Here is a 1,260-nt window from a genome sequence, read left to right on the forward strand (position 1 = left end):
TACTACACCTAAATCATGTGAAATAAAAATATAACTTAGCCCAAACTGTTTTTGTATATCTTTCATATAATTTAATACTTGAGCTTGAACTGATAAATCTAGTGCAGATACCGGTTCATCAGCTATTATTAATTTAGGTTTTGTTGCAACTGATCTTGCAACACCTATTCTTTGTCTTTGTCCACCTGAAAATTCATGAGGATACTTATAAATATTTTCCTCTGTCATTCCAACTATTGAAAGTAATTCTATTACTCTTTTTCTTTCTTCTTCAACAGTTAAATTTTCAAAATTTCTAAGTGGTTCAGCTATTATATCTAAAACTCTTTTTCTAGGGTTTAATGATGAAGCTGAATCTTGAAATATCATTTGTATTTCTTTTCTATATTCTGATCTTCTTTTAATATTATTTAAATCAATTTTTTTACCTTCGTATATAATTGCACCTGAAGTTATTTTTTCAAGACCTATAATAGCTTTTCCTATTGTTGACTTTCCTGAACCTGATTCTCCAACTAAACCATAAGTTTTTCCAGTTTCAATTTTCATATCAATTCCGTCTACTGCATAAACATGGTCTATAATTGTATTGAAAAATCCACCTCTAATTGGGTAATGAACTTTTAAATTATTAATTTCTAAAAATGCCATTATTCATTGCCCCCTTCAAAGTGAAAATTTTTATAACAAGTACATCTTACATAATGGTCTTGTGAAATCTCATGTAATTTAGGATTTTCTTCGTGCTCTTTTTCATTTATCCAAGGTATTCTTGTTGAAAATCTACAACCAGTTCTAGGTAAATTTATTAATGAAGGAACTGTTCCATGTATTACATGTAAATGTTCTGTTTCTTTATCTAATTGTGGTATTGAGCTAAGAAGAGATCTTGTATATGGATGTTTAGGATTTAAGAATAGTTCATTTACAGAAGCAATTTCAACTATTTCTCCAGCATACATTACTGCAACTCTATCTGCCATTTCAGATACCACACCTAAATCATGTGTTATTAATATTATTCCTGCTTTTATTTCATCTTTTAATTGTCTTATTAAATCAAGTATTTGTGCTTGTATTGTAACGTCAAGTGCTGTTGTAGGTTCATCACAAATTAATATGTCAGGTTTACATGAAAGTGCAATTGCAATTATTACTCTTTGACGCATTCCTCCTGATAATTCGTGCGGAAATCTTCTTATAACTCTTTCTGGATTAGGTATACCAACTTGTTTAACCAGTTCAAGCACTTTTTGCTTT

At 29.4% G+C, this 1,260-nt stretch carries 2 protein-coding genes; both read right to left on the reverse strand.

Annotated features, from left to right (window positions below):
* Positions 1 to 651: ATP-binding cassette domain-containing protein (locus tag AWT63_RS01985; protein WP_068268005.1), on the reverse strand; the 651-nt coding region annotated here is incomplete at its 3' end.
* Positions 651 to 1,260, reverse strand: a 610-nt coding sequence (locus tag AWT63_RS01990; protein ID WP_156414487.1) for an ABC transporter ATP-binding protein, incomplete at its 5' end; no start/stop codon positions are given. The genes AWT63_RS01990 and AWT63_RS01985, both read right to left, overlap by 1 nt.

The organism is Caviibacter abscessus (assembly GCF_001517835.1).
Taxonomy (GTDB): domain Bacteria; phylum Fusobacteriota; class Fusobacteriia; order Fusobacteriales; family Leptotrichiaceae; genus Caviibacter; species Caviibacter abscessus.